The organism is Streptomyces sp. NPDC096323 (assembly GCF_040302845.1).
Taxonomy (GTDB): domain Bacteria; phylum Actinomycetota; class Actinomycetes; order Streptomycetales; family Streptomycetaceae; genus Streptomyces.
Window position 1 is genome coordinate 6,127 of the sequence record NZ_JBEOSI010000008.1, and the last position, 22,109, is coordinate 28,235.

General features: G+C 70.7%; 22 protein-coding genes and 1 pseudogene. 11 read left to right on the top strand and 12 right to left on the bottom strand.

Features of this window, described 5'->3' with window-relative positions; genetic code table 11:
• Positions 1 to 85: 85 nt before the first annotated feature.
• The gene (locus ABTX18_RS22285) at positions 86 to 763 is read left to right on the top strand and encodes an ArsR/SmtB family transcription factor (protein WP_352124475.1); all 678 of its coding nucleotides are present in this window, start codon (positions 86 to 88) and stop codon (positions 761 to 763) included.
• Between the two features lie 30 nt (positions 764 to 793).
• Here ABTX18_RS22285 and ABTX18_RS22290 read toward each other — a convergent pair whose 3' ends face one another.
• Both ABTX18_RS22290 and ABTX18_RS22295 read right to left on the bottom strand, forming a co-directional pair.
• Positions 794 to 2,815, bottom strand: a complete 2,022-nt coding sequence (locus ABTX18_RS22290) for a prolyl oligopeptidase family serine peptidase (RefSeq protein WP_352124476.1) — start codon at positions 2,813 to 2,815, stop codon at positions 794 to 796.
• Between the two features lie 148 nt (positions 2,816 to 2,963).
• Complete coding sequence (locus tag ABTX18_RS22295) at positions 2,964 to 6,362, bottom strand: CARDB domain-containing protein (RefSeq protein WP_352124477.1); 3,399 nt, start codon at positions 6,360 to 6,362, stop codon at positions 2,964 to 2,966.
• A 370-nt stretch (positions 6,363 to 6,732) separates the two neighbouring features.
• Between ABTX18_RS22295 and ligD the strand changes: the two genes are divergently transcribed.
• The 5 genes and pseudogenes from ligD to ABTX18_RS22320 all read left to right on the top strand — a co-directional run.
• The gene (gene ligD / locus ABTX18_RS22300) at positions 6,733 to 7,701 is read left to right on the top strand and encodes a non-homologous end-joining DNA ligase (RefSeq protein WP_352124478.1); all 969 of its coding nucleotides are present in this window, start codon (positions 6,733 to 6,735) and stop codon (positions 7,699 to 7,701) included.
• Positions 7,702 to 7,827: 126 nt separating this feature from the next.
• Positions 7,828 to 8,238, top strand: a complete 411-nt coding sequence (locus tag ABTX18_RS22305; RefSeq protein ID WP_352124479.1) for a VOC family protein — start codon at positions 7,828 to 7,830, stop codon at positions 8,236 to 8,238.
• A 111-nt stretch (positions 8,239 to 8,349) separates the two neighbouring features.
• Positions 8,350 to 8,844 (top strand): helix-turn-helix transcriptional regulator, encoded by a 495-nt coding sequence (locus tag ABTX18_RS22310; protein WP_352124480.1) that lies wholly within the window; start codon positions 8,350 to 8,352, stop codon positions 8,842 to 8,844.
• Positions 8,845 to 9,072: 228 nt separating this feature from the next.
• The gene (locus tag ABTX18_RS22315) at positions 9,073 to 9,237 is read left to right on the top strand and encodes a hypothetical protein (RefSeq protein WP_352124481.1); all 165 of its coding nucleotides are present in this window, start codon (positions 9,073 to 9,075) and stop codon (positions 9,235 to 9,237) included.
• A gap of 12 nt (positions 9,238 to 9,249) precedes the next feature.
• A pseudogene (locus ABTX18_RS22320) lies at positions 9,250 to 10,323 on the top strand (MFS transporter); the annotation flags it as partial.
• A gap of 136 nt (positions 10,324 to 10,459) precedes the next feature.
• Here the strand turns inward: ABTX18_RS22320 and ABTX18_RS22325 are convergent.
• The gene (locus ABTX18_RS22325; protein WP_352124482.1) at positions 10,460 to 12,007 is read right to left on the bottom strand and encodes a pectate lyase family protein; all 1,548 of its coding nucleotides are present in this window, start codon (positions 12,005 to 12,007) and stop codon (positions 10,460 to 10,462) included.
• A 592-nt stretch (positions 12,008 to 12,599) separates the two neighbouring features.
• Positions 12,600 to 13,010 (bottom strand): SRPBCC family protein, encoded by a 411-nt coding sequence (locus ABTX18_RS22330; RefSeq protein WP_352124483.1) that lies wholly within the window; start codon positions 13,008 to 13,010, stop codon positions 12,600 to 12,602.
• A 214-nt stretch (positions 13,011 to 13,224) separates the two neighbouring features.
• Here ABTX18_RS22330 and ABTX18_RS22335 point away from each other — a divergent pair, with 214 nt between their 5' ends.
• Positions 13,225 to 13,932 carry a DUF2470 domain-containing protein gene (locus tag ABTX18_RS22335; RefSeq protein WP_352124484.1) on the top strand — a complete coding sequence of 236 codons (708 nt, stop codon included), beginning with the start codon at positions 13,225 to 13,227 and terminating at the stop codon, positions 13,930 to 13,932.
• A gap of 7 nt (positions 13,933 to 13,939) precedes the next feature.
• On the opposite strand, the gene ABTX18_RS22340 is transcribed toward ABTX18_RS22335, so the two are convergent.
• Positions 13,940 to 14,440: a hypothetical protein gene (locus ABTX18_RS22340; RefSeq protein ID WP_352124485.1), complete on the bottom strand. Its 501-nt coding sequence runs from the start codon at positions 14,438 to 14,440 to the stop codon at positions 13,940 to 13,942.
• A 72-nt stretch (positions 14,441 to 14,512) separates the two neighbouring features.
• Entirely contained in the window at positions 14,513 to 15,613 is a 1,101-nt protein-coding gene (locus tag ABTX18_RS22345) for a M20 family metallopeptidase (protein ID WP_352124843.1), read from the bottom strand.
• A gap of 251 nt (positions 15,614 to 15,864) precedes the next feature.
• Here ABTX18_RS22345 and ABTX18_RS22350 point away from each other — a divergent pair, with 251 nt between their 5' ends.
• A complete protein-coding gene (locus tag ABTX18_RS22350) occupies positions 15,865 to 16,767 on the top strand; it encodes a LysR family transcriptional regulator (protein ID WP_352124486.1) in 903 nt (300 codons plus the stop codon).
• A 67-nt stretch (positions 16,768 to 16,834) separates the two neighbouring features.
• On the opposite strand, the gene ABTX18_RS22355 is transcribed toward ABTX18_RS22350, so the two are convergent.
• A complete protein-coding gene (locus ABTX18_RS22355; protein ID WP_352124487.1) occupies positions 16,835 to 17,950 on the bottom strand; it encodes an alkene reductase in 1,116 nt (371 codons plus the stop codon).
• 52 nt (positions 17,951 to 18,002) lie between these two features.
• On the opposite strand from ABTX18_RS22355, the gene ABTX18_RS22360 reads away from it, so the two are divergent.
• Positions 18,003 to 18,380: a MerR family transcriptional regulator gene (locus tag ABTX18_RS22360; RefSeq protein ID WP_352124488.1), complete on the top strand. Its 378-nt coding sequence runs from the start codon at positions 18,003 to 18,005 to the stop codon at positions 18,378 to 18,380.
• Between the two features lie 66 nt (positions 18,381 to 18,446).
• Here the strand turns inward: ABTX18_RS22360 and ABTX18_RS22365 are convergent, their stop codons facing one another.
• Positions 18,447 to 18,788 (bottom strand): NIPSNAP family protein, encoded by a 342-nt coding sequence (locus ABTX18_RS22365; RefSeq protein ID WP_352124489.1) that lies wholly within the window; start codon positions 18,786 to 18,788, stop codon positions 18,447 to 18,449.
• A 147-nt stretch (positions 18,789 to 18,935) separates the two neighbouring features.
• Between ABTX18_RS22365 and ABTX18_RS22370 the strand changes: the two genes are divergently transcribed.
• Positions 18,936 to 19,124, top strand: coding sequence for a DUF6381 family protein (locus tag ABTX18_RS22370; RefSeq protein WP_352124490.1), 189 nt, complete (start codon positions 18,936 to 18,938; stop codon positions 19,122 to 19,124).
• Positions 19,125 to 19,241: 117 nt separating this feature from the next.
• Here ABTX18_RS22370 and ABTX18_RS22375 read toward each other — a convergent pair whose 3' ends face one another.
• From ABTX18_RS22375 to ABTX18_RS22390, 4 genes are all read right to left on the bottom strand, one after another.
• Positions 19,242 to 19,640 carry a DUF6221 family protein gene (locus ABTX18_RS22375; RefSeq protein ID WP_352124491.1) on the bottom strand — a complete coding sequence of 133 codons (399 nt, stop codon included), beginning with the start codon at positions 19,638 to 19,640 and terminating at the stop codon, positions 19,242 to 19,244.
• Positions 19,641 to 19,764: 124 nt separating this feature from the next.
• Positions 19,765 to 20,211, bottom strand: a complete 447-nt coding sequence (locus tag ABTX18_RS22380; RefSeq protein ID WP_352124492.1) for a nitroreductase family deazaflavin-dependent oxidoreductase — start codon at positions 20,209 to 20,211, stop codon at positions 19,765 to 19,767.
• Positions 20,212 to 20,376: 165 nt separating this feature from the next.
• A complete protein-coding gene (locus ABTX18_RS22385) occupies positions 20,377 to 20,892 on the bottom strand; it encodes a DinB family protein (protein WP_352124493.1) in 516 nt (171 codons plus the stop codon).
• Positions 20,893 to 20,933: 41 nt separating this feature from the next.
• Positions 20,934 to 21,716 carry a DUF4389 domain-containing protein gene (locus tag ABTX18_RS22390; protein ID WP_352124494.1) on the bottom strand — a complete coding sequence of 261 codons (783 nt, stop codon included), beginning with the start codon at positions 21,714 to 21,716 and terminating at the stop codon, positions 20,934 to 20,936.
• Positions 21,717 to 21,894: 178 nt separating this feature from the next.
• Here ABTX18_RS22390 and ABTX18_RS35850 point away from each other — a divergent pair, with 178 nt between their 5' ends.
• Complete coding sequence (locus tag ABTX18_RS35850) at positions 21,895 to 22,068, top strand: hypothetical protein (protein WP_503061197.1); 174 nt, start codon at positions 21,895 to 21,897, stop codon at positions 22,066 to 22,068.
• The last annotated feature ends 41 nt before the right edge of the window (positions 22,069 to 22,109 follow it).

The window sequence follows — 22,109 nt, forward strand, 5'->3', positions numbered from 1 at the left end:
GGTGCGGCGTGCGCGCCTGGGCCCCCCCGCTCCGGCCGGGAGGGTGCGGCCCCCCCCCACCCGCCCCGGCGGCATCATTGACTGCATGTCCTCGATCTCCGACACCGCCTCCCTGCTCGCCGACCGCACCCGGGCCGCCTTCTGCCTGGCCCTGCTCGACGGCCGGGCCTGGACCGCGGGCGAGCTCGCCCGGGGCGCCGGGGTCGGCGCTTCCACGGCGAGCGAGCAGCTCTCCCGTCTCGTCGAGGGCGGACTGCTGGCCGAGGAGCGGCAGGGCCGGCACCGCTATGTGCGGCTGGCGGGCCCGGAAGCGGCGGCGCTGATCGAGGCCGTCGCCTCGTACGCCCCCGGCTCCCCGCGCCCACGCAATCTGCGCCAGTCCGTGCAGGCGGGCGCCGAGGCGCGAGCCCGGACCTGCTACGACCACCTGGCCGGTGAGCTGGGTGTGGCCCTGGCCGACGCCATGGTCTCCCGGGGCCTGGTCTCCGACGATGCCGGGCTCGCCGTCACCCCGGCCGGCCGGGAGTGGCTGGCCGACGCCCTGGGCTACCGGCACGCGGCGGGTGCGCGGCGGCCTCTCGTGCGGAGCTGCCTGGACTGGACGGAGCGCCGGTCCCATCTGGCCGGAGCCATGGGCGCGGCCCTGTGCACCGCGTCGCTGGAGCGCCAGTGGGTGCGGCGGATCGGCTCCGGACGGGCGGTGAAGGTGACAGCGGCGGGGGCCGGGGCCTTCCGGAAACTGCTGGGCGCGGAGGTCGGCTGAGCGGGTCCGGTCCGCCGCCGGTCCGGACCGTCAGTCGAGCGCCGTTGGTGAGAGGTGGCGCCACAGGAAGGCGTGCTTCAGTGCGTTGGTGTGGGCGTGCTGCTCGTTGTCCCCGCCCGCATGGCCTCCTCCGGTGTTCTCGTGGAACAGGACCCGGTGGCCGAGTTCGCGCAGCCGTGCGGCCGCCTTGCGGGCGTGGCCGGGGTGGACGCGGTCGTCACGGGTGGAGGTCATCAGGAGCAGCGGCGGACAGACCTGGTCCGCGGCGATCCGGTGGTACGGGGACAGCGCCCGCAGGTGCACGCGGTCGTCCGGGTCGTCCGGGTTCCCGTACTCGGCGATCCAGGACGCGCCGGCGAGGAGTTCGTGGAAGCGCAGCATGTCGAGGAGCGGGACCTGCGCGACGATCGCGCCGAACAGTTCCGGGTGGCGGGTGGCCATCGCGCCCATGAGGAGTCCGCCGTTGCTGCCTCCCGTCGCGCCCAGCATCGCCGGGGTGGTGATGTTGCGTGCGACGAGGTCGCCGGCGACGGCCGCGAAGTCCTCGAAGGCCCGCACCCTGTCCGCGCCGAGTGCCGCCCGGTGCCAGCCGGGCCCGTACTCGCCGCCGCCCCGGATGTTCGCGACCACGTAGGTCCCGCCGCGCTCCAGCCAGGCCCGGCCCGCCACCGCTCCGTAGGAGGGGGTGAGCGAGACCTCGAAGCCCCCGTAGCCGTAGAGGAGGGCGGGACCGGGGCCCGTGGCGGCATGGTCGGGGCCGATCACGAAATACGGCACGCGCGTGCCGTCCGGGGAGAGCGCGAAGAACTGCTCCACGGTCAGACCGGCCGCGTCGAAGCGGGCCGGGGCCTGCTTGAGGATCTGCGTGCCGCCCCCGATCGTCCCGTGAGAGAGCGTGGAGGGCTGCAGGAACCCCGACACGTCCAGGAAGAACTCGTCGGAGACGTCCGGATCCGTGCCCATGACGGTGACGGCGGACAGCGCCGGGACGTCCGCGAGTGGCTCGTGCGCCCACCCGGAGCCGGGGGTGGGGGTGAGCACCTCGATGCGCGTGCTGACGTCGTGCATCGTCTCCAGGATCAGATGGTGGCGGGTCCATGCGTGGCCGGCCAGGGCGGTCCGGGCGTCCGGCGTGAACAGCGCGTTGGCGGTCCGGTCGCCGGCCAGGAAGGAGTCGAAGCCGAAAGCCAGCAGGGAGCCCGCCCGGTGTCCGAGCCAGTCGGACTTCAGGAGGACGATCAGGTGCTCGCGATGGGCGTACGCGGTGGAGTCGTCCGGCACCTCGATCCTGACGAGCGCATCCTCGCGGGTGAGGAGGTACAGCTCGCTGCGGTGGAAGTCCACCAACCGGTCGACGAAGTCCCGTTCGAAGCCGGGCGTGGAGTCGTGCCGGGCTCCTGCTGCCACGTCCGCGCTCTCGCCCTCGAAGACCACGTCGGCCTCGGCCAGGGGCGTACCGCGGCGCCACCTGCGTACCGTACGCGGATAGCCGGATGCGGTGAGGGTGCCCGGGCCGAAGTCCGTGCCCACGAAGACGGTGTCGGCGTCGATCCACTCGATGTCCGTCTTGGCCTCCGCCACCTGGAAGCCGCCCTCGACGAAGGCCCTCGTGGAGAGGTCGAACTCGCGGACCACCACGGCATCACCGCCGTCGCGCGAGAGGCGGACCAGGGCCCGGTCGCAGTCCGGGTGGCGCATCCGCGCACCGGCCCACACCCACTTCGTACCCTCCGTGGCGGCGAGCGCGTCGATGTCGAGGAGAATCTCCCACCGGGGAGCGTCCGTGCGGTACTGCTCCAGTGTCGTGCGCCGCCACACACCGCGCGCATGCCCGGCGTCCCGCCAGAAGTTGTAGAGGAACGCTCCGTGGCGCGAGACATAGGGAATCCGGTCCGGCGCGTCCAGCACCTCCCGCAGGCGCTCCTTCAGCGCCGCGAACCCGGCGCCGGACGCCAGAGCGGCGTCCGTCTCGGCATTCCGCTCGGCCACCCAGGCGAGGGCGGCCTCGCTCTCGATGTCTTCCAGCCACAGGTACGGGTCTTCGTCGATCATCACCGCATTGTGCGGGATCGCCGGGCGCGGTGGGTCCGTATCGGCCCCTCGTGGCCGGCGGTCGCCCGGCCGGCACGCCCGGATGGCGTGCCGGCCGGGGCCGGGCGAAGTCCGGTCCGTACGAAGTCGTGGGACCGGTGGCGGACGGCTAGTTCCTGGTCGCCGCGTTCCCGGCACTGCCGTCGATGACGAACTGGGATCCGGGTTCGACCACCACGTCACCGTCGGCGGAACCGGTGATGGTCACGTGCGTCAGCGTCGCGCTGCCGCGCGCGCCCCCGTGCGCCAGGATTCCGGAACCGTTGACGGAATTGTCGATGCGGACGTCCGTGATCTGCGCTCCGGGCACGGAGCCGCCGCCCGACTTGAACTGGATTCCGTCGTAGGTCGAGTCGTGGATGTCGGTGTCTCGGATGATGACGCCCGGAATGTTCTGCGAGGCCGCGAACAGCGTGATGGCGCCGAACTCCTGGGCCTCGCCCCAGAACGCTCCACCGGTGCGGTACAGCGCGTTGTTGGCGATCAGCGTCTGGCCGGAGAAGGGCAGCGGGTCGTGGTCCGTGGCCAGCATGATGCCGGGGTAGTTCATCGTGTCGGAGATGATGTTGTTCTCGATGGTGTTGCCGTAACCGCCGTAGACGGCGATGCCGTTGGCCCTCCAGGGCAGCTGGATCGTGTTGTTGCGGAAGTGGTTGTCGTGGCCGATGTCCACCGCCGGGTCCTTCACGTACTTGCTCGACCACACGGCCAGCGCGTCGTCCCCGGTGTTCCTGAAGGAGGAGTTGAACACCGTCGAATTGCGGGTGCCGTTGGCGAAGTTGATGCCGTCCGCGTAGGTGTTGCGGATCCGCATGCCGCTGAACCGAAGGCCGTCACCGGGTCCCCAGAGCTCCGGGATGTTGCTGTAGTCCCGGCCGGCCCACACGCCCACGTTGGCGTGTTCCAGCCATACGTTGGTGATCTCCGTGTCGTGGCCGAAGCGCCCGTTCAGGCCCACGCCGCCCTCCGCGTTGCCGTCTCCGCCCCTGATGGTGCCGGAGCCGAAGATCGCCAGGTCCGAGATCCTGGTGTTGTCGTCGATGTCGAAGCCGAAGTTCCCCTCGTGCGGGTGGTTGATGCCGCCCGCGTCCTGGGGCGGGGTCAGGGTGTACAGCTGGGAGTGCCACATGCCCGCGCCGCGGATCGTGACGTCCCTGATGCCGACCTGGTTGAACTGGCCCCGGTTCAGCGGGTCGTCGGTCAGGATCTTCTGCTCCTGCCGCCACTGCCCCGGCGGAATCCACACGCAGCCGATGTCACCGTTCTGATCGGCCGTCACCGCCCGCTGGAGGGCGTCCGTGTCGTCGATCCCGTCGTTCGGGACGGCTCCGTAGGCGGTGATCGAGGTGCATCCGGCCGGCTTCTCGGCCGCCGGTGCCACCTGTTCCAGGTCGACGAGGTCGATGATGTAGAAGGAGGCCGAGTCACCCGCGTCGCGCTGGAGCCGGAACTTCGTCCCGGCCGGGTAGGTCTGGCCGAGCAGTGCGTGGGACTCGTCGAACAGCCTGCGGGCGTCCGTCTGCGGGGTGTTGGTCAGCCCCTCCGGACTGTCCGTGTCACCGTAGAGCCAGCTGTGTTTGGAGGAGAGGGTCAGCTTCCGGGCGAACGTGCCGTTGACGTACAGGCTGATCGTGGCCTCCGCCCCGCCGCCGCCCGGGGCGTCCGGTATGGAGTTGCGGACCACGAGGGAGTTCGACGGCACGGTCGAGGTGACCTCGACGTACTGGCCGCCGGAGTCCAGCCGCACGGACTGCCGGCCGGAGGACTCGGTGGCGAAGTTGGTGTGCCCGAAGGTGCGTTCCCGGTCGGACGTCAGCAGCGTGCCCCGGTAGTCGCCCGACTCCGCCTCGTACTCGGTGTACGGGACCGCGGCCCCGCGGCCGATCACGAGGGCGCGCGAGAAGACGTTGTTGTTCTCATTGGTCTCGGTGACGACACCGGTGGCGTCGGCGGTGGCGGTCAGGTTGGCGCCCCCGCTCTTCGCGGTCCACGTGCCGCTCATGGCCACCGTGACCGTGCCTCCGGCGGGGATCGCACCCGTGGTGCCGTCGAGGGTGGTGCTCTCCGCGAGGAGCCGCGTGACGGTCGACGAACCGACCGCGCTCGTACCGCGGTTGTGCACGGATACGGAGAAGGTGACTTGGGCGCCCGCCGCGGGGTTCGACGGGCTGGACGCGATGCCGAGCACCTCCAGGTCGGGGCCGGGGCTCTGCCCGATCTCGAGCTTCGTGGCGGCGGTGCGGCTGTTGTTGCTGTTGTCCTGCTCGGCGATCGTGTCGGTCGGGTCGACCACCGCCGAGACGCTGTACGTGCCCATCGCCCGCCTGCCGGCGTCGATGTGCACGGTGGCCGAGGCACCGGCGGCGAGGGCTCCCACCGGGGCGCTGCCGGCGACCACGCCCTCCAGGCTGACGTCGACGGTCGTCGCCGCGGCGGCCGCCGTACCGGTGTTGCGCACGGTGGCGTTCACCGTGACGTCGTCCGTCTCGGACGGTGATGCGGGTGACCAGGTCAGTTCGGAGACCGTCAGGTCCGGGTTGGGGGCGGCGGTGCCGACGACCCGGACCTCGGCGACCTGGGCACCGGGGGCGCCGGTGTTGGAGGAGAACTTCAGCTGTACGTCGGCGTACCGTCCGCTGACCGGGATGGTGACCGTGTTCTCGTTCCCGGAGGGGTCGAAGACGTAGTCGGCGCGGCTCTTCAGGGAGGTGAAGCCGGTGGCGGACTGGGCGCGGCCGAGCACCTCGAGGCTCTGCGTACGGGTCGCCCAGGCCTGCTCCGGGGAGAGCTTGACGACGACGGCTTCCAGCTCGGCGTCGGCTCCGAGCTTCACCGTCAGCGTGGCGGCCTGGCCGTCGGACTCCCAGTAGGTGCCGGTCCTGTCGTCGTTGGCGTTGGACGCCACATAGCTCTGTACGGACGACGACGCCTCGACCGGCTTGTTCATTGCCAGGTTGGACCCGGTGGCGGGTGACGGACCGGGATCGCTCCCGGTGGCCTCGCCGCGAACCTCGACCTGGGAGAGCTGCGCGGCGTTCCAGCCGCTGTTTGCGGTCACTTGCACCCGGATGTACCGCGTCTCCTTCGCGGCGAATCCGAGGGTGACCGTGTTGCCCGCCGCCGGGCTGAACTCCCGGGCGGCGGAAGCGGACAGGGTGCTGTAGGTGGTCCCGTCCGTGCTGCCCTGGATGGCGAGGGTCTGGGTCCGGGCCTCCCAGGTGGCCGGCAGTTTCAGCACCACCTGGTCGACGTCGAACCGGTTGCCGAGGTCGACCCTGATCCACTGCGGGAAGGTGCCGGGGCTCTCCCAGTACGTCTGCTGGCTGCCGTCGGCGACGTTGGACGCCGGGTACGCGCTGTGCGCCCCGCTCGTCGTCACCGGCTTGCCCAGGGCGAGGTCGGGGCCTGGTCCGGCCGCCGAGGCGGCGACCGGCAGAAGCCCGACGACCATCAACGCGGCGGTCACCAGGCCGACGGCCAGCCGCCGTCCGAGTTGCTTTCCTCTCATGCTGTCCTCTGTTCCGTGGGGCCGCGGGACCGGAAGCGCTCGCCCGGGCGCCGCCGGCCGCACGCCGCGTGCGGCGTCGTGCGGTCGGAGAGGGCCGGGTACGGCTGCCGGTACACCGAGGGGGTGATCGGGGACGCCGACAGGAGGGAAAGCAGACCGCCTGCCGGAAACTCGCGCTCATCGCATCGTTTTTTGAGCGATCTCATGCGTTTTTTGCGGTGTCGCGGTGACAGGTTTCTAGCAGGTCACACTTTTGTCAACGGTCTTCACACCGGCATCCCCGGCCGGCCGCCATCTGCGCTGCTCAGCGGCGCGTCCCAACGGACTGCTGGATCTGCGCCGTCGTGCGGGACGTTCGATCATCGACGGTATGGCTCCGACCCCTGCCGGCACCCTCTGGTCGCCGCCGCCGATCGCACCGATGGCGGCCGTGCCCGGCCCGCTCCCCGTGCCCGACTCGGACTGGGCGTTCGAGACCAAGTGGGACGGTGTCCGCTGCGTCCTGAGCACGACGGGCGACGGGTCGGTGCGGCTGACCTCGCGGAACGGCAACGACATCACGGTGACCTATCCGGAGCTGCGGGCACTGGGCAGCCGGTTGCGCGGGCGTGGGGTGGTCCTGGACGGCGAACTCGTGGTCCTCGACGCTTCCGGGCGGTCCGACTTCGGCCGGCTCCAGAGCCGGATGGGCGTGGTCAACGCGCGACGCGCCGGCCGCCTGGCGCTGGACTGCCCTGTTCACCTGATGGTCTTCGACGTCATGTACGTCGACGGCCGCCTGCTGCTCGACGCCACGTACGCGGAGCGACGCGAGGCCCTGTCCGCCCTGGGGGTGACCGGGGCGCACTGGTCGACCCCCTCCTCCGTATACGGGCACGGTACGCAGGTGTGGGAGGCGGTGATCCGTGAAGAACTGGAGGGCGTGGTCGCGAAGCGGCTCTCCTCCCCGTACACACCGGGCACCCGATCGGCTCACTGGCGCAAGACCAAGCGGGTGGAGACCCTGGACGTGGTCATCGGCGGCTGGACCCAGCGACGAGGCGCCGCCGCGGGTGTGCCGGGGGCGGTACTCGTCGGCGTCACCGGACCCACGGGTCTGCGGTACGCGGGATCGGTCGGATCGGGCCTGTCCGAGCGCGAACAGCGCGAGCTGACGGCGTACTTCACGGTCATCGCACGGCCGACGTCCCCGTTCACCGACCCGGTCGACGTGGCCGGCGCCCACTGGGTGGAGCCGCGGCTGGTCGCCGAGGTCACGGCGTCGGAATGGACCAGGACCGGCCGCCTGCGCCATCCGGTCTGGCAACGCCTGCGCCCGGATCTGACCCGGCTGGACTGACGGGCCCCTGTTGCTGCGCGCGACGGTGAGCAGTAGCCGCGGTGGCCGAAGCAACGGCGGAAGAATCAGCCGGATCGATCAGGAATCGAGAAGCACGGTCCCAGCGGCGGCTCTAGCATGATCGTCATGGACATCACCATTCACACCAGCTTCCTTCCGCACGACGACCCGGACGCGTCCGTGGCCTTCTACCGCGACGTTCTCGGCTTCGAGGTCCGCAGCGACGTCGGGCAGGGCAAGATGCGCTGGATCACGGTCGGCCCCGTCGGGCAGCCCAGCACGTCCCTCCTGCTGGCGCCGCCGGCCGTCGACCCGGGGATCACCGAGGACGAGCGCCGCACCATCACCGAGATGATGGCCAAGGGCACCTACGGGTGGATCCTGCTGGCCACGCCGGACCTCGACGCGACGTTCGAGAAGGTGCAGTCGAGCGACGCCGAGGTCGTGCAGGAGCCGACCGAGCAGCCGTACGGCATCCGCGACTGCGCCTTCCGCGATCCGGCGGGCAACCTGGTCCGCATCCAGGAACTTCGCTGAACCGTCCCGGTCATCAGGCCGGCACGGCGACCACCTGTAAGGAGTCCGGCGGCCGGAAGCCCGTACCGCCGCAATCCCGGTGTACACGGACGTCGACGGAATGGAGCTCACATGTGCCGCCCCGCGTGGGGGCGCGCCCGCATCGCGGCGCAGCGCCTGACCGACCTCGCACGACTTCGTCGCGTACGCGACCGGATCGACCGGGAGTACGCGCAGCCATTGAACGTCGAAACGCTCGCCCGCGGCGCGAACGTGCCGGCCGGACTGCTCAGCCGGCAGTTCCGGCTGGCTTACGGAAAGTCTCCGTACGCGTACCTGATGGCCCGTCGCGTCGAACGCGCGGCTGTCCTGCTGCTCCACGGGGGCCTCGGCGTCGCCGGGATCCGTCGTGCGGTCGGCTGCTCCTCGCCGGGCATCTTCCGTACCCACTTCACCGAGTTGATCGGCGTACCGCCTCACCTCTATCGGCACCGTGCGACAGGCGGCCCGGCGGGGATGACGCCGTGGGTGCCGGAGCAGGCGCCACCGTCGGCCAGACCCGCCAGAAAGTCGGCCGTCCGGTCGACTACGCCCGGCTTGAACATCTCCGCCGACGACCGGTCGTAGGTCGTCGCAACACGCTCTCCGCCCGACGACTGGTCGCGGCCGTCGCAACGTGCTCGCCGAAGTAGCCGTCCTGATCGTCCATGGCCAGCCACACCGTGCTGAGGGAGCCCGTCACAGCGCGCGTGATTCTCGCTGAGCGTCCTTGTCGCGATTTTCGCTGATCGCCCTTGTCGCCATCAGGCACGCGATCTCGCTGCGACTGCTGCGACCGCTGTTAGCCTGCCGACCATGATCAAGGGCAGCCTGGCAGGCCGAATAGGCCGCATGGCGGGGGACAGCGGGCCGGAGCGCGTGCTGATCGCCGCCAGTTTCGTCAACCGGGTCGGCAACGGACTGTTCAACGCGGCGTCGGCGCTCTATTTCACGTTGGCCGTGGGCCTGCCCGCTGTGTAGGTCGGCGCCGCGCTCACCATCGCCGGAGTGATCGGCCTGGGCGCAGGGATACCCGGAGGGCATCTGGCCGACCGGCGTGGAGCCCGCACGATCATGATGGCGGCCCTCGTGGTCCAGGCGCTGTCGATGGCAGCCCTCGTCCTCGTCGAAAGCTGGGTCGCGCTCGCGATCGTCGCGACGGTCGACCAGATCGCCGCAGCGGTGGGCGGTGCGGCCTGGGGCGCTCTGGTCGTCCGGGTCGGGGGCGATCGCCCGGCCCTGTTCCGGGCGAAGCTGCGCACCTTCGTCAACCTTGGCGTGATCCTCGGAACGGTGGGTGCCGGGCTGGCGCTCGCAGCGGACACCCGTGGCGCCTATGTCACGCTGATTCTCGGCAACGCAGCGAGCTTCGTCCTGTGCTCGGTGCTTCTGCTCCTGCTGCCCCGTTATCCCGTGCTGGCCGCACCACCGCAGCAGCGCCACTGGCTCGCTTTCGCCGACCGCCCGTTCCTGACGTTCACCGCCCTCTACGGGGCCATGGGACTGCACTACCCGGTGGTCTCCCTGCTCCTGCCGATCTGGATCTCCGAACACACCGAAGCGCCGCGCTGGACGGTGGCCGCACTGTTCGCCGTCAATGCCGCCTTCTGCGTACTGATGCAGACCAGGATCGGCTCTCGCATCGAAACCCCGCACGATGGCGGCAGGGCGTTTCGCACCGCGGGACTGCTCTTCCTCGTCAGCTGCCCCATGATGGCACTGGCGGCATACACCCCTGTCTGGGCGGCAGCGGGACTCGTCCTGGCAGCGATCTTCGTCCATAGCCTGGCAGAGGTCTGGGAATCCTCGGCGGGCTTCGCCCTGGGCTTCGGCCTTGCCCCCGACCATGCACAGGGCCAGTACCAAGGCGTCCTCGGCCTCGGCTTCAGCGCGGGCCAGGCTCTTGCCCCCGCGATCCTCACCACGGTGGTGCTCGGCCTCGGCGCGGGGGGCTGGCTGCTGCTGGCCGTGTTCTTCGCCGCGCTGGGTGCTGCCGGCCCTTCTCTTGCCCGCTGGGGCGTGCGGACCCGGCCGCAGCCGGGAGTTGCCGCGGAAGCCACGGGATGACCGACTCGCCACTGACGCGAGCCGGCATGACCGCCATGGCAGCGGTCATGCCGGCGGCACGGCGAGTGGGTCGTCCGCTGTGGCGCTTCGCGAGTCCCGCCGGCGTTCGTGATCCGCCGGGCGGGCCTCTGTCCCGCTACTTCGCGTAGGTCTCGAACTCGGCGATCTTCGGGGTGCCGGTCGAGCCGGTGATCTGGAAGGTGATCTTGCGCAACGAGGTCTGCGGGATCCTGATGACACCCGCTCCACTGCCGGAGGTCAGCACGGCGCCGGTGTCGCCGTTGAGCACCTTCCAGGCTCCGATGCTGCCCGCGGAGCCGGACGCCTCCCGGATGTTGAGTGAGGAAACGGAGGTCGCGGAACCCCACTTGACCGAGATGGAGCCGGTGGCTCCGGCGGGCGACCAGTAGGTGCTCAGGTCACCGTCACGCACGTTGCCGTAGCTCGTTCCGTCGGCCTTGCTCGTCCCGTCGGAGCCGGCGCCGATGCTGAGGTTGGTGCCGGTGGGGTCGGTCGGGTCCGGGGTCGGGTCGGTCGGGTCGGGCGTCGGGTCGGTCGGGTCCGGGGTCGGCGTCTGCGTCGAGCAGTTGCCGTCCGACACCTTCAGCCCCTTGTTGGCACCTGCTGTCTGGGCCACGATGCCGGGCACGCACGATGCCGCGTCGAGGCTGTAGGCGTAGGGGATGCTGACCGTGGTGTTGGACTTCGGGTCGGGCCCCGCCGGGTTGTACTCACTGCCGCGGGCGGACCACGTCACGTTGTCGAACGTGTTGCCGCTGACCTGCCAGTATCCAGCGGCGTCGGTGTAGAACGTGCCCAGGACGTCCTTGGAGTCCTTGAAGTAGTTGTTGTCCACCTTCGCGTGGGCGCCGGCCCGGGAGTTGATCCCGGACTCGTTGAGCTTCACGTAGTAGTTGTTGTAGATGTGGGCGGTGCCACCGCGCAGCAGCGGGGTGCGGGAGTCGAGGTTCTCGTACAGGTTGTGGTGGAACGTGACGAAGCCGTTGGAGAGTTCGGTCTCGCTGGAACCGATGAGGCCGCCGCGGCCGGAGTTGCGCAGGGTGCTGTAGGACAGCGTGACGTACTGCGTGTTGTCCTTCATGTCGAAGAGGCCGTCGAACCCTTCCGACTCCCCTCCCGACGCTTCCAGGCTGGTGTGGTCGACCCAGATGTTGCGGACGTCGCTCTCCATGCCGATGGCGTCACCGCCGTTGGACGTGGGCGATCCCGACTTCTTGACGTTCCGGACGGTCACGTTCTGGATGATGATGTTGCTGGACTGGCGTATGTGGATGCCGAGTTGGTCGAAGACGGCGCCGCTGCCCACACCCACGAGGGTGACGTTGCTGATCTGCTTGAGCTCGATCACACCAGCTGCGGTGCTGCAGCTGTCGCCGGACACCTTCGCGGTGTTGGCGTGGTTGATCGTCCCCTCGACCTCGATGGTGATCGGGGTGCTGCTGCTGGCCCGGCTGCACAGGGCCTGGTGGATCGCGGTGCCCGTAGTGGCCCGGACCGTCTGTCCGCCCGCGCCGCCGGTGGTTCCGCCGTTCTGGGTCGCGTAGCCGGTGGCGCCGCCGGTCGCGGCCGACGCGGACGGCATCGACACGACGACACCGGTCGCGGCGGCGAGCGCGGCCGTGGTCAGCGCCGCGTAGAGTCGCATGGCAACTGGTCTTTTCATGCTGGTTTCTCCCTGTACGTCTTCGTAGGCCGGACGTGAAATGGCATGCCCATGTCATCCCAGCAGCCTGTCGGCTGCCGTTCCTCCCCGGGCAGGCCCTGATCAGCGTGGTTGCGGGTGCGCTTCTTCGGTGCGATCGGACGGGCCGCGCCATTGCGGCCTGGAACGGATCGGTGGCGGCTCGCTCACGAAGTCGCGGCGGTTGCCGTGAATGCGCTTTCACCGGACCGGACGGGACTCGTTCTCATGGAAAGCGCTTTCTGGTTCGTGAGGATAGGGCGGCGCCCGCGAGGCTGGCAAGACTCTGGACGTACAGGGAGTGGGCAACGCCCCACCCGGTGCCTCAACTGCCCTATATTCGGCGGAGTTCGGGCGTGAGGCGGGCGGCCGGCGGAGACCCGCCGAGGACGTTGCCGACGCCCCGCACAGGGCGGAATTGCGCGGCAAGCGCGTTCTTTCGTCTGCCGCGACCGCGTTCCGATCCGACCGGAGCCGGGCGCCGGGAGCCGCCACCGGCTCATGACGGCGGGGCGCCTGCCCCCAGGCGCCCCGGACCCTTCGCGCGCCGTGCGTCCCGCATCAGCGGACAGGCTCAGACGGCCTCCGTGAGCTCCCTGAGCCGCGTCAGGTCCGCGGCGACCATGTCGGCGTCGCGCTGGAAGTCCGCGTCGCTGACACCGGGCCGCCGTCGCAGGGTGAACACCACGTCGCACGCCGAGCCGTCGGCGATGACCCGTACCGGGTTGTAGACGGTCTCCCCGGAGGGCAGCGTGACGTCGTGGTCGAGCACGCCCAGCTCGTTCCGCGGCGCGAAGGCGACGACGACCCGGCCCATGGGAGAGGAATCCGCGACCCATTGGCCGTCGATCTCCTCGATGGAGCCGCCCAGCCCCCGGGCCCATGCCGGCAGATGTGCGGGATCGGAGGCATAGGCGTAGACAGCCGGGGCCGAGGCGGCGATGCGGATGCCGATATGACGTGTTTCGCTTCCGGTGCTGTTCATGGCGGCGAGGATAACGGCTGGTCGGCGTAGTGCTCCTGAGCGCGGCCGACAACCGGACGGGACGTCGGGCCGCCGCGCTCGACCGGGCGTCTGCCCGTTGCGTATCGGCCGCATCCCGCGCCCCCGGTTCCACCGCCCGCCACAGTGCGTTAGGTTAGGCATACCTAAGTTACCGTCGGCGGAATCTCGTCGCCCTCCCCTCAGGAGACCTCGCATGCCTCCTTTCCGCGCCCGCAGTTCGCAGCCGACTCCCGCCGAACGCATGCGGTCGATCCTCACCGCGGCTCATTCGATGACGGTGGTCAGTGACGGCCTCGCCCCCGTCGAGGTCCACCGCCTCGACGGCACGGGCGCCATGGGCCACGTCCACCTCCACGAACCCTCCGGGACCTGCCCCGTCCACCCGGCCTCCCCCGTCCCGGTCCGGCTGGAGTTCACGGACGTCGCGCCCACGCCCGTACGCGACCGGCTGCGCGCCCGTGTCACGATGACCGGCCTGTTGGCCGCCCCCTACGACGCGCAGGCCACGGGCAGCCTCTGCATGGAATTCGGCCAGGCGGTCCTCGACGAGAGCGGCGCCCGCACCTTCGTTCCGCTGTCCGCGCTCCAGACGGCCGTTCCCGATCCGGTCGCCCCGCACGAGGCGGACATGCTGACCCACCTCATGGACAGTCACGCGGAACTCGTGCCACTGCTGCTGCGCCTCGTCCGCCCCGTTCCGGACAGGACCCTGCTGCGGGCGCTCCCCGTGGCGCTCGACCGGTACGGCGTCACCCTGCGGCTCGAGTACGCCCGTACGCGGCGCGACGTGCGGCTGCCGTTCGCGACGCCGTTGACGGAGATGAGCCAGGCCGCACCCCGGATTCACGCCCTGCTGGCGGCCGCCCGTCGGGCTTCCCACCCCAGCCGGATGTCCGCCTGACAGGGAATCAGCCTCCGATGCCGTTGGCTGCCGCCCGTGTCAGCAGCGGCTCCGCCAGGGCCGGCTGCATGCCCAGGGCCAGGAAGGCCAGGGGCCGCCGCACCCCTCGCCGCCGGACCTCGAAGCGGTGGAAGGCCAGCAGGAGCGAGCGCGTGACCAGGACATCCAGCGACGTCACTTCGCTCCAGGGCACCACTCCCCGCGGCCGGCCGAACAGGTTGGTGACCACCACGCCGCCCACGAACAGATAGCACCTGCGGAGCCCGAACCTGGCGGAAACGAACCGCCAGGCACGGGTGAGTCCCCATAGGGCGACCGCGACCCCCACGATGAGGGCACCCTTGGTCAACGCCGACGGAGGCTGCTTGACGACCAGGAGGACAAGCAGCACCAGGCCCAACAGGGCCAGCACCCGCCGTGCCATCTGGGCGAGCCCGCCCGCCACGCCCGCGACGGCGTAATCACCGCACGCCGCGCCCAGACCGAACCCGTTGATGCCTGGTCTCATGCGAATCGTCTCCTTGAGGATGCACGCGCTTGAGGGGGGTCACGCTCTGTACGGCCGGTGAGGACGAGCACGTCATCGCCTGGTCCGGGCGACGAGCCCGGCGAGCAGCCGGGCCCGGGGAACCATCCGGTCGACGGCCACGTATTCGGAGTCCGCGTGTGCCCCGCCTCCCACGGCCCCTAGACCGTCCAGCGTCGGACAGCCCATCGCCGCCGTGTAGTTGGCGTCGGAGGCGCCTCCGACGGGCGCCCCTCTCAGCGGTTCCTGGCCCTGTTCGGCGGCGATCCGTGACGCCAGGGCGTACAGGGCGGCGGAGGACTCCGGCCCCATCGGCGGCCGCTGTCCGCCGCCCGTCACTTCCAGCCGCGCGCCGGGTGTCCGGGGCGTCATACCCCGTACGAGCACGTCGATCGTCTCCTGCGCGGCCGCGCTGGGCACGCGTACGTCGAGCGTCAGCCGCGCCAGCGCGGGGACGGTGTTACGGGCGGTTCCCGCCGACAGGAGGGTCGGCGTGATGGTCGCCGCGCCCAGGGGGCTGCCGTCCTCGGCCGAGGCGGCCGATACGCCGAGGCCGGCGGCGGACAGCACCTGGTGCGCTGCCTCGATGGCGGCGTTGACCCCCTTCTCGGGTTCCTGACCCGCGTGCGCGGCCCTGCCGTGCACCACGATCTCGTAGCGTGACGTACCCTTGCGAGCGGTCTTCAGCGCGCCGCCCTCGTCGGCCGAAGCCTCCAGCACGAAGGCGGCCGCGCAGCCGCCCGCCGACTGCTCGATCAGTTGCCGGGACGTCGTGGAGCCGACCTCCTCGTCCCCGTTGACGATCACGCACACCCCGTCGGGTGAGGGCAACGACGCCAGCGCGTGGAACATCTGCACCAGACCGGCCTTCATGTCCAGGACCCCGGGTCCGCGCGCTCTGCCGTCCGCCACCGACCAGGGACGGCTGCGGATCGAGCCCATGGGCCACACCGTGTCGTGGTGCCCGATCAGCAGGACCTTCGGGATGCCGAAGGACCACCGCAGATGGCTCACTCCACCGATCACGATCCGTTGGGGCGCGACGCCCAGCAGCCTCTCCCCCAGGGCGCCGACCACCTCGGCGCTGCGGGCCACCGCGCCCAGATCGGCCGAGAAGGACTCGCACCGCACGAGTTCCTCCAGATCGCTCAGCATCGCCGGCAGGGAGAGGATCCCCTCCCGCGTCACCGGACGCGCCTCGTCATCGCTTGCCTATGTGTGAACACGCGCCCTCCCAGGGCCACTTGGGGCGCGTCTCGGTCGACCGCCCCGCCATGGGACCGACGTTAGGGCGGGGCCCGGCATTCCACCAGCGACTGAATTGCATGGAAGCCATGCATGAGAGGAATGGGAGGAGTAGGAATGACGAGCGGGGGCGGCCCCCGTAACCGGGAGGTGTTGAGCGGGTGTTCGAGAACGATGCGCTTCGGCTGCTCGTGGCGGTGGCGGAGTCCGGTTCGTTCACGCAGGCGGCGGTCCGGCTCAACTACACGCAGTCCGCGCTGTCCCGGCGGATCGCCTCGCTGGAACAGCAGGCGGGCGGCCCCCTGTTCGACAGGCTGCCCAGGGGAGTACGGCTCAGTCCCGCCGGCCGCTCCCTGCACCGGCACGCGATCGAGGTGCTGGACCGGCTGGCGAGGGCGGAGCGGGAGCTGGCCGTGCTCCATGCCGGGCAGGGCGGGCTGTTGCACGTCGGGGCATTCGCCACCGCCAACATCTCCCTGGTACCCGGCGCTCTGCGGGCGCTGCGCGACACCAGGCCGGGGGTCGAGGTCGTGGCATCCGAAGGTCCGACCGGCACGCTCATGCAGCAGCTCACGAACGGTGCGCTCGACCTCGCCGTCGTCAGCGACTATCCGTCCGGTCTGCCACCGGCCGACGGTGTCACCACGACGGTCCTGTGCGAGGACGAGTTGCGCGTCGTGCTCCCCCGGGAGCACCGGCTGGCCGGAGCCGGTGCGCTCGACCTGCGGGACCTACGGGACGAGGCGTGGCTTCAGAGTGCGTACGGCGACCGTCCGACGATGCTCGCGGACGCCTGCGCCAGGGCGGGCTTCAGCCCGAGGAAGGTCGTGCGCATCGCGGAATGGACGGGCAAGTTCGGCTACGTCGCCGCGGGGCTGGGTGTGGCGCTCGTCCCCTCGCTCGCCGCCCGGGCGGTCCCCGGCACCCTCGTCCTGCGCTCCCTCACCGACCCGGCTCTGCGCCGGACCGTACACGTGGCGCTGCCCGCCACACCGCTCCCGGCCGCTCTCGAACTGGCCGGCCTGCTGCGTGGGGCGGCCGCCGGTCCGCGGCCGCCCGCCTGACGTGTGGTGGCCGGGCGGCCGGGGGGGGCGTCGTCTGCCCGGCCGCCGAGGGTCTCCGTGGCCGGGTTCAGCCCAGCGCCAGCAGGGGGTAGTCGTTGTACCCCTCCTCCCCGTGTACGTACATCAGGAACTCCGGGCGGAGCTCGTTGAGCGGTGCGCCGCTGCGCAGTCTCTCCACGAGGTCGGGGTTGGCGAGGAACCCGCGGCCCAGCGCGATCAGCTCGGCGCCCTCGGCCAGAAGGCGCTCCCCGCGCCTCATGCCGCCGTCCGCCGCCGCCTCCTCGCGCGACAGGACCGGGTTGGCGATCAGTGTGCCCGTCCATGCCTCGCGGATCTGTGAGAACAGGGGCTGATCCGGGTCGGCGTGGACCAGGTGCAGGTAGACGGGGGCGATGTCCGCGAGGGTGGGCACGAGCGCCGCGTAGATCTCCTCGGTGTCGCCCTCTTCGATGCCGTTGACGCTCTCTCCGGGAGAGATGCGTACGCCGACCCGTTCCGGGCCGATGGCCTCCGCGACGGCGCGCACCACCTCGACGGTGAAGCGGATACGGTTCGCTGCCGGGCCGCCCCATCCGTCGGTGCGGCGGTTGGTGTTCCGGGCCAGGAACTGGTGCAGCAGATGGCCGTTGGCGGAGTGCACCTCGACGCCGGCGAAGCCTGCTTCGACGGCGTTGCGGGCGGCAGCGGCGAAATCGGCGACGGTGGACCGGATGTCCCGCTCCGACATCTCGCGTGGCGCGACGGCGCCCTGGAGCCCCCTCGGTGTCTGGAGCTCCTCAGGGAAGCGCACGACGGACGGTGCGAGCGGGATGTGGCCGCTGGTGTCGGGGTGGCCGACCCTGCCGCCGTGCTGCAACTGGAGGAACATGTGACTCCGGCCGGAAGCCGCCCGCACCGCATCGGTGACCCGGCGCCATCCGTCGATCTGCGCCCGGCTGTGGATGCCCGGGATACGGGGGTAGGTCTGGCCGACGGCGTTCGGCGTGGTGCCCTCGGCGATGATCAGACCTGCCGAGGCACGTTGGGCGTAGTGAGTGGCCATCAGCTCGCCGGGTACGCCGCCGACCGAGGCGCGGTTGCGTGTCAGCGGAGCCATGACCAGCCGGTTGGCCAGTCCGAGACGGCCGAGGCGGGCGGGTGCGAAGAGACCGGTTGTGACGGATGCCTGCTGTGTGTGCGTCATGCCGGTAACGTAAAACCTGACATTGATGTCAGATTCAAGTCCTGGGGTGATCATGCGCATTGGAGAACTGGCGGCTCGCACCGGTGTCGGGGAACGTTCGCTGCGCTACTACGAGGAGCAGGGGCTGCTGGAGGCCGACCGGACACCGGGCGGTCACCGCGACTACCCCGAGAGGGCAGTCGACCGGGTGATCCGCATCCAGGAGCTCTATGCCGCCGGCCTGCACAGTTCGAAGATCGCCCGGATCCTCCCCTGCATGCGCGACGAGGACGGCGGGCCGTCCCTGCGCGCCACGCCCGAACTGGTGGCCGAGCTCACCACCGAGCGGAACCGGATCGACCGCATGATCAACGACCTGCTCCGCTCGCGCGAGGTCCTGGAAGAGGTCATCGACACGGCGGCGGGCCGCGCCTCGGCGGAGCCGGCGTAGGAGCGGCCCGCCGGACCCGCGCATCGTTCGGCAGGTCTGCGAGGACCGCCGGAGTCACGGCATCCGTCACGGGGCTCCAGGAGCCTGCGGGGCATCCGTCGTCCCGTTGTCGAGGGGGCGCAGAAAGCGGCGTTCGTACCGTCGGATGCAGCCCGTGCGGCGCGCCAGCTCGAACGCGGCCCGGCAATCGGGGTCGGTGACACTGTCCTTGCGGTACTGCTCGTACGCGGCGAAGCCCGGGAACGAGAAGAGCGCGTAGGCGATGTCGCTGTCGCCCTCGCTGGGCAGGAAGTAGCCGTGGTGGGTGCCGCCGAACCGGTTGACGAGGACGACCCATCTGCGGCCGTACTCCTCGAAGTCCTCGATGCGGTCGGGGTCGATCTCGTACTTCAGATGAATGGTGATCACTGGCCCCATGATGCCTCAGGGGCCGCACGGTCAGGACCGGCTCACGCACCGCATTCCGTAGCGGCGCGTGACCGTTCGAGATGCACGGGTGCGGGGGCGCTGATTCGCTGGTGGGGTCGGCTCTCCCCCCGAGACCCAGGAGTGATCATGAGTGTTGCGGACGAAACCGGCGGCCGCGCCGAACGTATTCGCGCCAAGGCGGAGGAGCTGAGGGAGGCGGCCGCCCGCGTCTCCGACCCGCAGGAACGCCGGCGTCTGGAGGACAAGGCCCGCCGGCTCCAGGAGCGGAGCGATCAGGTGTCCGCCAAGGGCGACGGCGGCACGAACCCGCTCTGACCGCCGGTGGCCCGACCGCGGCCGACGGGCAGCAGGCCCGTGCGTACCGGTGGCCGGGGCACGCGGGTCCGGGCGCTGCTCCGCGCCGGCGAGACCGGGCTGCCCGGCAGGGTGCTCCTACTGCGTGAAGCGGGGCAGCCACTTCACCTGGTAGCCGGGGTGCCCCGCGTGTTCCGCGGCCAGCTGCCGGACGACGAAACCCAGGCCGAAGGCCCGGCCGGAGGCGAAGTCCCGCTCCGGGCGGTCGACGTCCAGGGCGGCGACCTCCGCGTACTCGTCGAGGAGCACCCTGCTGGTCTCGATGCGCCGGAGCGTGCGCGCGGGATCCTGCAGGGCGATGTGGTGGTCGTAGCCGTGCGTCCTCAGGGTGAACGCGATGGCGCCCGTACGGTCGTGGATCTCGCCCGGCACCTCGGCCGGGCACCGCCATCCCTCGCCGCCGGCCGCACGTGCGACCTCTTCTTCCTCGTCGAGGCGCGCCCGCACGAACGCGACCAGCTCGGAGTTGTCTGTCATCTGGTTGTGTGCATCCTTCCGCTCGGCCCCACGCCTCAGGAGCCGTGCTGGAGAGTATCCCGTGGCGCTGTCCCCGCCGGCGCCTGACGGCCGGCCGGGGACGGTCCGCACGCGTCCGCGCCGCTCAGTGACCGGCGTCCACGGGTTCCAGTACGAGGACGGGGATCTGCCGGTCGGTCTTCTCCTGGTAGTCGGCGTAGTCGGGGTACGCCTCGACGGCGCGCTCCCACCAGAGCGCCTTCTCGTCCCCGGTCACCTCACGGGCCCTCATGTCCCGGCGCACCGGGCCGTCCTGCAGTTCGGCGCGGGGGTCGGCGGTGAGGTTGTGGTACCAGACGGGGTGCTGCGGAGCCCCGCCCAGTGAGGCGACCACGGCGTACGAGCCGTTGTGCTCGACCCGCATCAGGGGCGTCTTGCGGATCTTCCCGCTCCTGGCACCGATCGTGGTCAGGATGATGACCGGCATGCCCCGCATGGTCGTCCCCTCCGTCCCGCCCGAACTCTCGTACTGCTGGACCTGGTTACGAACGTGAGGTGTGGGGCTCGGCTCGTACTCACCCTGAAGCGGCATGGCAGTTGTCCCGTCGTCGTCCGGTCGCGGCCCTTGTCGGCCGCGTCCTCTCATCATGGCTTCCGCACCACCGGCCGCCGGGGCACCCCGCCTCCGCCGACGTGTCGGACTCCGCGGACGGCGCGGCTCTCGTCATCCGGTGCCGGGCGCGGCCTGCGGCCTTGCTCAGTCCCCCGTGACCCCGTCCAGCCGCTCGCGCACCATGTCGGCGTGGCCGATGTGGCGTGCGTACTCGCCGATCATGTGGACGTGCACCAGGCGCAGGGAGAAGACCTCGCCGTTGTGGACGAACGTGTCGTCGAACGAGGCGCCGGCGATGATCTCGTCCGCCAGGCGGCACTCCTCGACCAGCCGCGCGTAATCCTCGGCGGCCCGGGCCGGATCTAGGTCCTCGAAGTCGGCGTCCTTGCCCTTTTCGGGGTCGTACATCGGCGGGAGGGCCTGACCGTCGAACCGCTGCCGGAACCAGGCGCGTTCGACCTTGGCCATGTGGCGCAGGAGTCCGAGCAGCGAGAGGTTGGAGGGAGGTGTGGTCCGTTCGGCGAGTTGCTCCCCGGTCAGCCCGGCGCATTTCCGGAGAAGTGTGGCGCGGAACCATCGCAGGTAGTCGGTGAGCATCTCCCGCTCTGCCGCGACGAGGGAACCATCGGTCCGGGTGACTTCGGGTGCTGTCCATGTCATCGGTTGATCATGCCGGTCGGCAGGCCGGTCGCACGAGCCCTTTACCCCTGCGTGCGGTAATCCGTGCCATCGGACGACGAACGGGTCACGGACGTCGTGATGCTCCCGACGAGCCCGAGGACCAGGAAGAGGACCAGCAGGGCCTTGCCCGCGGTGCTCATGACCAGGGGGCTGGTCGCGGACCGGCCGCGCCGGGCCTGTACGGACAGGGCGTCCTCGCCGAAGAAGCCCTTGGGGTAGGCGGGGCTGAGCATCGACACGTAGGCGGACACGCGCATCTCGTAGCGGAGGGTGGCCGCCGTGGCTTCGAAGAGGGGGCGGGGCATGCGCCCGAGGATCAGCGTGATGAGCCACCACACGATCGCCAGGGCGTACCAGCCCGATGTGACGAGGCTCTGTACGACGGCGGCCGGAATCACCAGGATCAGCCGGAAGAAGACGGCGAGCCGGTTGAGGCGCGTCGGGCGGACGTCGATCCGGACCGGATGGTCCGGCGGCTGCGTCAGAGTGAACGGCGGGTAGCTGTCGACGAGGAGCATGCCGCTCGCGGCGACCCTCGTGCGGTAGGCGAGGGTCGCCGCGAGGAAGCGGAAGACGGGTTCGGGCAGCCGCCCGAGGATCAGGGCGGCGAACCAGCCGAACACCACGGTGAAGAACGCCGCGATCCCCAGGAAGACCAGCACGATGAAGTGCGGGATCAGCAGCAGAAGGCGGAAGAAGACGGTGAGACGGCGTTGGCGGACCGGCTCGGTGATGTCCAGCACCGGCAGGAATTCATCGGCGTCCGCTGCCCTGCGTCCCGGACTCCACTGCGCGTCGGCCATGTCGCTCCCCTTCGGCGGGTGATCCTCACGCCGGGCGGACATGCGGCGTCCCCTCACGCTGGGACCGCCCGGAGCACCCCGCAATCGGCGGCGGGCCGATCGGGTGCCCGGCCCGCGGCCGGGTGCACCTTCTGTCGCGTGACCGGGCCCGGTTCAGCCCTTGCGGACGCGTCCGCGGGTGAGGCTCGCCCGTATCGCGTGGAGCCTCCGCGTCCACGGCTGGGCGACCGGGGCGCGGTCGGGCTTCGGCTGCTTCGGCTGCTTCGGCTGCTTCGGCTGCTTCGGCTGCTTCGGCTGCGGAGTCTCGACCGGCGGGGCCGTGCGGTCCGGTCCTGCCGCGAGCACGTGGTAGCGGTGGCTCAGGCGCCGCCCCAGCAGCAGGTATCCCAGCAG

Coding starts and splice junctions, on each gene's coding strand:
- ABTX18_RS22375 (WP_352124491.1), bottom strand. CDS start 19,640: ATGACAGACAACTCCGAGCTGGTCGCGTTCGTGCGGGCGCGCCTCGAC.
- ABTX18_RS22380 (WP_352124492.1), bottom strand. CDS start 20,211: ATGCCGCTTCAGGGTGAGTACGAGCCGAGCCCCACACCTCACGTTCGT.
- ABTX18_RS22340 (WP_352124485.1), bottom strand. CDS start 14,440: ATGAGACCAGGCATCAACGGGTTCGGTCTGGGCGCGGCGTGCGGTGAT.
- ligD (WP_352124478.1), top strand. CDS start 6,733: ATGGCTCCGACCCCTGCCGGCACCCTCTGGTCGCCGCCGCCGATCGCA.
- ABTX18_RS22370 (WP_352124490.1), top strand. CDS start 18,936: ATGAGTGTTGCGGACGAAACCGGCGGCCGCGCCGAACGTATTCGCGCC.
- ABTX18_RS22360 (WP_352124488.1), top strand. CDS start 18,003: ATGCGCATTGGAGAACTGGCGGCTCGCACCGGTGTCGGGGAACGTTCG.
- ABTX18_RS22305 (WP_352124479.1), top strand. CDS start 7,828: ATGGACATCACCATTCACACCAGCTTCCTTCCGCACGACGACCCGGAC.
- ABTX18_RS22325 (WP_352124482.1), bottom strand. CDS start 12,007: ATGAAAAGACCAGTTGCCATGCGACTCTACGCGGCGCTGACCACGGCC.
- ABTX18_RS22310 (WP_352124480.1), top strand. CDS start 8,350: ATGTGCCGCCCCGCGTGGGGGCGCGCCCGCATCGCGGCGCAGCGCCTG.
- ABTX18_RS22390 (WP_352124494.1), bottom strand. CDS start 21,716: ATGGCCGACGCGCAGTGGAGTCCGGGACGCAGGGCAGCGGACGCCGAT.
- ABTX18_RS22335 (WP_352124484.1), top strand. CDS start 13,225: ATGCCTCCTTTCCGCGCCCGCAGTTCGCAGCCGACTCCCGCCGAACGC.
- ABTX18_RS22315 (WP_352124481.1), top strand. CDS start 9,073: ATGATCAAGGGCAGCCTGGCAGGCCGAATAGGCCGCATGGCGGGGGAC.
- ABTX18_RS22345 (WP_352124843.1), bottom strand. CDS start 15,613: ATGCTGAGCGATCTGGAGGAACTCGTGCGGTGCGAGTCCTTCTCGGCC.
- ABTX18_RS22385 (WP_352124493.1), bottom strand. CDS start 20,892: ATGACATGGACAGCACCCGAAGTCACCCGGACCGATGGTTCCCTCGTC.
- ABTX18_RS22285 (WP_352124475.1), top strand. CDS start 86: ATGTCCTCGATCTCCGACACCGCCTCCCTGCTCGCCGACCGCACCCGG.
- ABTX18_RS22290 (WP_352124476.1), bottom strand. CDS start 2,815: ATGATCGACGAAGACCCGTACCTGTGGCTGGAAGACATCGAGAGCGAG.
- ABTX18_RS22355 (WP_352124487.1), bottom strand. CDS start 17,950: ATGACGCACACACAGCAGGCATCCGTCACAACCGGTCTCTTCGCACCC.
- ABTX18_RS22295 (WP_352124477.1), bottom strand. CDS start 6,362: ATGAGAGGAAAGCAACTCGGACGGCGGCTGGCCGTCGGCCTGGTGACC.
- ABTX18_RS22330 (WP_352124483.1), bottom strand. CDS start 13,010: ATGAACAGCACCGGAAGCGAAACACGTCATATCGGCATCCGCATCGCC.